General features: G+C 70.7%; 7 protein-coding genes and 2 pseudogenes. 4 read left to right on the top strand and 5 right to left on the bottom strand.

Features of this window, described 5'->3' with window-relative positions:
• The 3 genes from JGS39_RS34265 to JGS39_RS34275 all read left to right on the top strand — a co-directional run.
• On the top strand, positions 1-1,355 hold a 1,355-nt coding region (locus tag JGS39_RS34265), incomplete at its 5' end, for a type III PLP-dependent enzyme domain-containing protein (protein ID WP_219573653.1).
• A 64-nt stretch (positions 1,356-1,419) separates the two neighbouring features.
• A complete protein-coding gene (locus JGS39_RS34270) occupies positions 1,420-1,905 on the top strand; it encodes a MarR family winged helix-turn-helix transcriptional regulator (RefSeq protein ID WP_219573654.1) in 486 nt (161 codons plus the stop codon).
• On the top strand, positions 1,902-2,345 hold the full coding sequence (locus tag JGS39_RS34275; protein ID WP_219573655.1) for a winged helix DNA-binding protein: 444 nt from the start codon (positions 1,902-1,904) through the stop codon (positions 2,343-2,345). The genes JGS39_RS34270 and JGS39_RS34275 overlap by 4 nt, the downstream gene beginning before the upstream one ends.
• Positions 2,346-2,784: 439 nt before the next feature.
• Here JGS39_RS34275 and JGS39_RS34280 read toward each other — a convergent pair whose 3' ends face one another.
• From JGS39_RS34280 to JGS39_RS42010, 4 genes and pseudogenes are all read right to left on the bottom strand, one after another.
• The gene (locus tag JGS39_RS34280; RefSeq protein ID WP_219573656.1) at positions 2,785-3,423 is read right to left on the bottom strand and encodes an aspartate/glutamate racemase family protein; all 639 of its coding nucleotides are present in this window, start codon (positions 3,421-3,423) and stop codon (positions 2,785-2,787) included.
• A 63-nt stretch (positions 3,424-3,486) separates the two neighbouring features.
• Positions 3,487-3,849: a GNAT family N-acetyltransferase gene (locus tag JGS39_RS34285; protein WP_219573657.1), complete on the bottom strand. Its 363-nt coding sequence runs from the start codon at positions 3,847-3,849 to the stop codon at positions 3,487-3,489.
• Between the two features lie 29 nt (positions 3,850-3,878).
• Positions 3,879-4,304 (bottom strand): aspartate 1-decarboxylase, encoded by a 426-nt coding sequence (panD, locus tag JGS39_RS34290; protein ID WP_219573658.1) that lies wholly within the window; start codon positions 4,302-4,304, stop codon positions 3,879-3,881.
• A gap of 224 nt (positions 4,305-4,528) precedes the next feature.
• Positions 4,529-4,962, bottom strand: a pseudogene (locus JGS39_RS42010) (transposase); the annotation flags it as partial.
• 646 nt (positions 4,963-5,608) lie between these two features.
• Here JGS39_RS42010 and JGS39_RS34295 point away from each other — a divergent pair.
• A complete protein-coding gene (locus JGS39_RS34295; RefSeq protein ID WP_219573659.1) occupies positions 5,609-6,937 on the top strand; it encodes a M28 family metallopeptidase in 1,329 nt (442 codons plus the stop codon).
• A 187-nt stretch (positions 6,938-7,124) separates the two neighbouring features.
• Here the strand turns inward: JGS39_RS34295 and JGS39_RS34300 are convergent.
• Positions 7,125-7,563 (bottom strand): annotated as a pseudogene (locus tag JGS39_RS34300) (IS5 family transposase); the annotation flags it as partial.
• Between the last annotated feature and the right edge of the window lie 108 nt (positions 7,564-7,671).

Consider the following 7,671-nt stretch of genomic DNA (forward strand, 5'->3'; position numbering starts at 1 on the left):
CTCCCCCGCCACCCTCCGCCCCGCCCTCCTCCGTGCGTGTCGCGGCAGCGGTCCGCCACGCCGTCGCGTCCGGTCTGCTCGGCGAGTCGAGCCCGGTCGCCGGATTCGTCGACGCGGACGGTGTGCGGGAGTCGGTGGCCGCGCTCCAGGAGGCGTTCGCGGGGGTGCCCGGTGTGCTGCACACCTTCGCCGCGAAGGCGGCGTCGCTCGTGCCCGTCCTGCGGCTGCTCGCGGAGTGCGGCATGGGCTGCGAGGTCGCGAGCCCGGGTGAACTGCGGATCGCGCTCGACGCGGGGTTCGCACCGTCGAAGATCGTCCTCGACTCCCCCGTCAAGACGCGTGACGAGATCCGGCGGGCACTGGCGCTCGGCGTGGCGCTCAACGCGGACAACCTGGACGAGGTGGACCGGATCGCCGCGCTGCGGCCCTCGGACGCGAAGTCCGCCATCGGGCTCCGGGTCAATCCCCAGGTGGGCGGCGGGTCCATCGGTGCGATGAGTACGGCCACGGCCACCTCCAAGTTCGGCGTGGCGCTGCACGATCCCGGCGCGCGCGAGCGCGTCATGGAGGCGTTCGCGGCCCGCCCCTGGCTGAGCCGCCTGCATGCCCATGTCGGCTCGCAGGGCTGCTCCCTGGAGCTGATCGTGGCGGGCATCGGCGAGACGTACCGGCTGGCCGAGGACATCAACACCAGGCTCGGCCGCCCACAGATCACCTGCCTAGACATCGGCGGCGGTCTGCCCGTCAACTTCGCCGACGACACGGTCCGCCCCACCTTCGCCGCGTACGCGAGCGCGCTGCGCGACGCCGTGCCGGGACTGTTCGACGGGCGGTACGGGCTCGTCACCGAGTTCGGCCGGTCGCTGATGGCCAAGAACGGCTTCATCTGTGCGCTCGTGGAGTACACGAAGGACGCCGGGGGCCGGCGGATCGCGCTCACCCACGCGGGCGCGCAGACCGCCACCCGTACCGTCTTCATGCCGGACGCCTGGCCGCTGCGGGTGGGCGCGTTCGACGCCGACGGGCTACCGAAGGCCGGCCCGGCGCTCGTTCAGGACATCGCCGGTCCGTGCTGCTTCGCCGGGGACGTCGTCGCACCGGCCCGGGAGCTGCCCGAACTGCGGGCGGGCGACTACGTGGTGCTGCACGACACCGGCGCGTACTACTTCTCCACGCCGTGGGCCTACAACAGCCTGCCGCGGCCCGCGGTGTACGGATTCGGGGCGGCGGCGATCACGGGGCAGGACGGCCTTGCGGTCCGCTTCGCTCCGGTGCGTGACGCCCAGTCGCTGGACTCGATCGCCGCGGAGAGCGGGCTCGCGCACGCCGACGCCCTGCTGAAGCTGGACGCCTGAACCCCGTACTCCTCTCTCCCTTATTTAATAGCCATGTAGATAGTAGCCATGTACTGTATTACCTATGAGCAACGCACCTGCGGGTCCGACCCCCGGCTTCCTGGTCTGGCGACTGTCGATGAAATGGCGGGTGGCCATCGACCGGGGGCTCGCGCCGCTCGGGCTGACCCACGCGCAGTACTCCCTGCTCGCGTCCCTGTCGGGGATGCAGCATGCGGGGCTGCGGCCGAGCCAGCGGGCACTCGCTGACCACACCGGCCTCGAAGCGCTCTACGTCTCGAAGCTGGCCCGCGGTCTGGAGGCCGCCGGGCTCGTCGAACGGGCCGCCGACCCGTCCGACACCCGGGCCGTCCGCCTGTCGCTCACCGGTGAGGGCCTCGCGGTCACCGGTCGCGCGGTCGAGGTGGTGCAGCGGCTCGTCGACGGGCTGCTCGCCCCGCTGGGTGGCCTGGACGGTCCGGATACCGAGGCGTTCACCCGGACACTGACGGCACTGCTTGACGTGCCGGTTCCCGTAGTCACCGGACCTTCCACCGAGGAGTCATCATGACCACCGCACCGACCGTCAACGGCCAGGTCATCGGCCAGGCCCACTACGCCACGCGCGCCGTTCTCGAAAGTCTGCTGGCCGCCACGGGCACCACCTTCCACCAGTCCGTCGCCCTGAACGCCACGGCGGACAGCGGCGGGAGGATCGAGCGCCCAGGGCTCGTCGACCGGATGACCTCCACGCTGAAGATCGACCCCACGGCCGTGGAGACCGTCCTGACCGGTCTGATCGGGCAGGGCCTGCTGGCGGAGGAGCCGGGAGACCCGGCACGGCTGGCCATGACGGCCGCGGGCAGCGAACTGCACCGAACGCACCGGGCCGCCCTCTCCGAGGTCACCGCCAGGCTCTACGCGGACCTGCCGGCCGAGGACCTGGCGACGGCGGGCCGGGTCCTGACCGAGGTCACGGCACGGGCCAACGCGGTGCTGGCCGGGGGCTGAGCCGAAGGGCTGCGCCACAGGCGCGCGCGGTGCCGGTGCCGGTGCCGGTATCGCGACCGGTGCCGGTCAGCCGACCGGTGAAGGCTCCGGCTCAGGCGGCGGCACCGGCTCGGGGTTGGGCGCGGGCGGCTGCGGGATCGGATCCGGAGCCGGGCCCGGCGTGGGCACGGGCGGCGTCGGTCCCGGGCCGGGCGGGGCCGGCGTCGGCTCGGGCAGCGGCTGGGGCGGCCCCGGAATCGGTCCGGGGGTGGGCGCCGGCGGAACCGGATCGGGGTACGGGTGGGTCATCTCGGGCCTCCGAACGGTCGGGGTGGATCTCCTCCACCGTCTCCCGGAGCGGCTGCCCTCGCCCGGCGAGTCCACACGTACGGGCTGCGGATGCACCGGCCCGTTCACGGTCCCACCCGTCCGCCCGTCCACCCGTCCGCGCACGCGATCGTCAGCGCGCGGCCGCGCCCGCCGCGGCGTCCAGCCCGGCACGGGGGCTGGACAGGACCGGGATCCGGGTGACCGAACGGGTGACCGCGCCCGCCATCGAGACCTGTGCCAGCACGATCACGTCGGCGTCCGTCACGGCGTCGGCCGCCGCCGCCACCAGATCCAGGTAGCCGTCATGATCACCGGCCTCGAAGCGCTCCCAAGCGCCGTCGACCAGAACGGTGCGCACCTCCAGATCCCGCTGCCCCGCCCGCTCCGCCTCCTCGGCGATCAGCGCGCGGGTCGGTTCCAGCGTGGCGTGGTGCGCCGCCAGAACGGTCACCCGCCGCCCGCGGACGGCGGCGGCCGCCATCGGCCGGTCGATGCGCAGGACCGGGATACCGAGCCTCTCCCCGACGGACTCGGCGACCCCACCGATCGTCGAACAGGTGCAGAGCACCGCGGTGGCCCCGTCGGCGACGGCACTGCTCACCAGTGCCTCGACATCCCCCGCCACCGCTTCCGGCCCCAGCACACCCGCACGGTCCAGGAGGTCCTTGTACACGAGGTGGCGCACGACGAGGCCGGGATGGTGGGCGTCACGCAAGGCATCGAAGACCGGGACGTGGACCGGGGAGGTGTGCAGGAGTGCGAGGCTCATCCGCGTCACGCTACCGGCAGTCCCGCCCGCGCCCGGCAGGCGCCCACCAGCCGGAACAGCGGATCAGTAGAGCTCGGGATGGGCGGCGAGCTCCTTCTTGGCCCGCTCCACCAGCTCCGCCGGGGCCTCGGGGGCCTCGTCCGGGTGGCGCGATGCCCACTTGGCGGCGTACGGACAGAGCGGAACGACGGGGACGCCCTCGCGGGCGGCCATGGAGTAGAACTCCTTGACCAGGGCACCACCGATGCCCTTCCCCTCGTGACCCTGCTCGACGACGGTATGCACGGCGACGAGCGCCGCGGGCGCCCCGTCCAGGACGAAGTACACGATGACCCCGGCGGCCTCACCGTCCACGTACGCGAGCAGCTTGCCCGCCGCCCGGTCGTCACGGATGTCGGGACCGGCCTGTCCGGACTGCTCTGTCATGGCGGATGCTCCTCGCTGAGTGAGGCGCTTCAGCGCGCCCCGGGAACGGCGTGCGGGCTGCGCTCGGTGTCGGAACCCGGCACGGGCGCGGAGGCGTCGGCACCGAGCTCGACGATCCGGTTGCCCGCGTCGACATGGACGATACGCGGAATCAGCCCGCGCGCCTCGGCGTCGTCGACCTGCGCGTAGCTGATCAGAATGACCAGATCACCGGGGTGCACGAGATGAGCGGCGGCTCCGTTGATCCCGATCACCCCGGAGCCTCGCTCGCCCTCGATGACGTACGTCTCCAGCCGGGCACCGTTGTCGATGTCGACGATGTGCACGAGCTCGCCGGGCAGCAGGTCGGCGGCTTCCATCAGCGCGGCGTCGACCGTGACGGAACCGACGTAGTGCAGATCGGCCTGGGTCACGGTGGCGCGGTGGATCTTGGACTTGAACATGGTACGCATCATCGAAGTACTCCTGGACGTAGGCTCCCTGCCTGCGTTTTTGCAGGTCAAGTGCTGTTTCCGCACTCTACAACGAATCGCGAGTCCAGGCAGCTGCGCTCAGGTTTTCAGGACTCAAGCTGACCACTTGCTGACTTTCCTGACGCATCATCAGGCAGCGATGGATGACCCGGCCGCTCTCCTGACCTCCACCCCACGACCCTCAAAGCCTACGCAGCGCTCCTCTCAAGGTGGATCTTGGTGGTGAATCCGCCGCGGGCACGTCCCAGACACTCGCCGATCCGACCACCTCCTCCAGACGGGCGACCAGATTCCGCAGTACCGGATCGACCTGGTTCGTCCCCCGCTCGGCCCCCTTTTGAGGAACGGCGGCCGGGGACACCTTCCTCGCGCCGGCGGCGTGCTGGTGGGCTCGTACGGCTGTCGAGTCCACCGACCCGTCCCAGTCGATCCCGCCCGCCGCATCCTCGGCTGCCTGAATGCGGGACAGCAGCATCTACCAGGTGCCATCAACTGACCAGCGACGATGTCACTCATAGACCGTCTCCCACGGCCCGAACCGCTCAGGCAGATCCCGCCACTGCACGCCGGTCCGGCTCGCCCACCACGGCGGTAGGGGTTGACCATGGCCAGCGCTGTCCCGGCCTTGGCGCGCCGGTGCGGTGCGGGAATCGGGGGGGGCGTCGCACCGCGCGTGAGTACGGGCATCACGGCCGGGTGCGCACCACGGCAGGGCCAATCGCCATCCGATGAGCAACGGAGTTGAGCCCATCGGGTGCGCTCCACCGCACTACGACGCGGGCCGCTTTCACCGGGCGTCCCCGCGATGCTGGCCGATCATTTCGAGGCCGCGCGGAATACGACCCTGTCCTTCAACGAAGTCGGCCGGGCCGCAACTCGCCTGATGCTCAGCCCACCGGCCACGGGTCCGACCGCGTTATCTGCGGACGACCGCGAGCCCCCCGACCGTTGCCGCCACCGTGGATGCGTCGTGAATTCCACATGCCGCGGCCCACGGGGTTGTCACTGTCCTGGGCAATCGGCGCGATGGGCTCCGGGCGACAGACACACCGTCACTGTCAGGCCGGCCATTCGCTCTCCCCGATCTGGCGCCCTTGGGCTAATCCCTCCCGGCCCCGCAGGCGTCCGCTGAGCGGACGCCGCCGACCGGATGCCGTCTTGACGGTGCGCCGTCAAGACGTCACGATCGGGCACGCACCGCGCCCCTTCCCGCCCGCCGCGGGGAGGGGCGCACCGGTACGTCCACGCCCTGATCCCTTCGCGCGTACGGAACTCGGAGCCCCCACATGACTCTCTTCCCCAGACGCACGACCGTGGCAGCAGCGGTCTCCTTCGCCCTTACCGCCCTGCTCGCCCCCGCCGTCCCTGCAGCCGCGTATGCATCCGTCGTCCCGTCCTCCGCCGCCGTTCTCGCGGCGCCGGACATCCCGGTGGCCAACGTCAAGGCGCACCTCGCCCAGCTCCAGTCAATCGCCACCGCCAACGGCGGCAACCGCGCCCACGGCAGGGCCGGCTACAAGGCCTCCGTTGACTACGTGAAAGCCAAGCTGGATGCGGCCGGGTTCACCACCGCGCTCCAGACGTTCACCTCCAGCGGCTCCACCGGGTACAACCTGATCGCCGACTGGCCGGGCGGCGATGCGAGCCAGGTCGTGATGACCGGCGCGCACCTCGACTCCGTCACGGCCGGCCCCGGGATCAACGACAACGGTTCCGGCTCGGCTGCGACCCTGGAAACCGCCCTCGCCGTCTCCCGGGCCGGCTACCAGCCGTCAAAGCATCTGCGCTTCGCCTGGTGGGGAGCCGAGGAGCTGGGGATGGTCGGTTCGACGTACTACGTCAGCCACCTCGCCGCCGCCGACCGGGCCAAGATCGCCGGATACCTGAACTTCGACATGATCGGCTCGCCCAACCCCGGATACTTCGTCTACGACGACGACCCCACGATCGAGAAGACGTTCAAGGACTACTACGCCGGCCTCTCTATACCCACCGAGATCGAGACGGAGGGCGACGGCCGCTCCGACCACGCGCCGTTCAAGAGCGCCGGCATACCCGTCGGCGGGCTCTTCTCCGGCGCCGACTACATCAAGACCGCCGCCCAGGCTCAGAAGTGGGGCGGCACCTCGGGCCAGGCCTTCGACCGCTGCTACCACGCGTCCTGCGACACCTCGGTCAACATCAACGACACGGCGCTCGACCGGAACAGCGACGCGATCGCGTACGCGGTCTGGGGTCTGTCCGCCGCGACTACCCCGCCGCCCGCCGGCACGGTGTTCGAGAACACTGCCAACGTGGTCGTACCGGACAACGGAGCGGCCGTGACATCGTCCGTCGCAGTCACCGGCCGTACGGGCAACGCACCCGGGATACTCAAGGCTGGCGTGGACATCAAGCACACCTTCCGCGGCGACCTGGTCATCGACCTCATCGCGCCGGACGGCTCCGCGTACCGGCTCAAGAACTCCAGCTCCAGCGACTCCGCGGACAATGTCATCGCCACCTACACGGTGAACGCGTCGAGCGAGACCGCCAACGGAACGTGGAAGCTTCGGGTCCAGGACGTAGCCGCGCAGGACACCGGATACATCGACAGCTGGAATCTGACCTTCTGACGCGACCGCGCGGCACGTGGTGCGCACCCCGTGCCGCGCTTCAGCATTCTGCTGTCAACTCCCCTACGTGTGCTCGTAGTCGAATCTGGCGACGGCTCCCTCCGTGTTGAGCGACACAGGAGCGAGCGCGAGAACCACTTGGGCTTGGCCGCGCGTACACGACACCTGAACATGCGGGCCTACCACTCTTGCAGGTCAGGCCGCCCCGGGACCGGCCGAGCCCTTCGTCGGGGTGGTGGTGCCGGGGCGTCGTCCTTCTTTCGGGACCCGAGGCCGAGCCTTGCGGGCGCCGGCCGCGTGCTGATGGGCCCGGCAGGACGTCGAGTCGACGCCGACCATCGACCAGTCGATGCGGCCCGCAAGGTCGGCGTCGGCCTGGACCGACTGCAGGACCGGTCCCAGGTGCCGTCTGCCGACCTGCGGCGATGCCGTTCATAGACGGTTTTCCACGAGCCGTAGCGTTCCGGCAGGTCACGCCACGGGATCCCGGCCCGGATCCGGAACATGATCTCGTCGATCACTGTGCAGTGATCGTTCCACCGGCCGCCCCGGCCGTCCGGCGGAGGCAGATGCGGCTCCAGTAACGACCACTCAGCCGTCGCCCTGGCGGTGCGCCACCTCCCCACCGATCTCGGTCGGGCCGTCGCGGGAATCGCCAGACAAGATGGATGACGAGCGGCAAACTCACTGCTGGCCAACTCGACGCCCTGCGAGCGCCGGTCAGGGTGGCGGCG

Origin of the sequence: Streptomyces poriferorum (genome assembly GCF_019399235.1) — a bacterium.
In the GTDB taxonomy this organism is placed as follows: domain Bacteria; phylum Actinomycetota; class Actinomycetes; order Streptomycetales; family Streptomycetaceae; genus Streptomyces; species Streptomyces poriferorum.

Bases quoted from the DNA above. Each gene is read 5' to 3' on its own strand.
- JGS39_RS34270 (WP_219573654.1), top strand. From the start codon at position 1,420: ATGAGCAACGCACCTGCGGGTCCGACCCCCGGCTTCCTGGTCTGGCGA.
- JGS39_RS34275 (WP_219573655.1), top strand. From the start codon at position 1,902: ATGACCACCGCACCGACCGTCAACGGCCAGGTCATCGGCCAGGCCCAC.
- JGS39_RS34280 (WP_219573656.1), bottom strand. From the start codon at position 3,423: ATGAGCCTCGCACTCCTGCACACCTCCCCGGTCCACGTCCCGGTCTTC.
- JGS39_RS34285 (WP_219573657.1), bottom strand. From the start codon at position 3,849: ATGACAGAGCAGTCCGGACAGGCCGGTCCCGACATCCGTGACGACCGG.
- panD (WP_219573658.1), bottom strand. From the start codon at position 4,304: ATGATGCGTACCATGTTCAAGTCCAAGATCCACCGCGCCACCGTGACC.
- JGS39_RS34295 (WP_219573659.1), top strand. From the start codon at position 5,609: ATGACTCTCTTCCCCAGACGCACGACCGTGGCAGCAGCGGTCTCCTTC.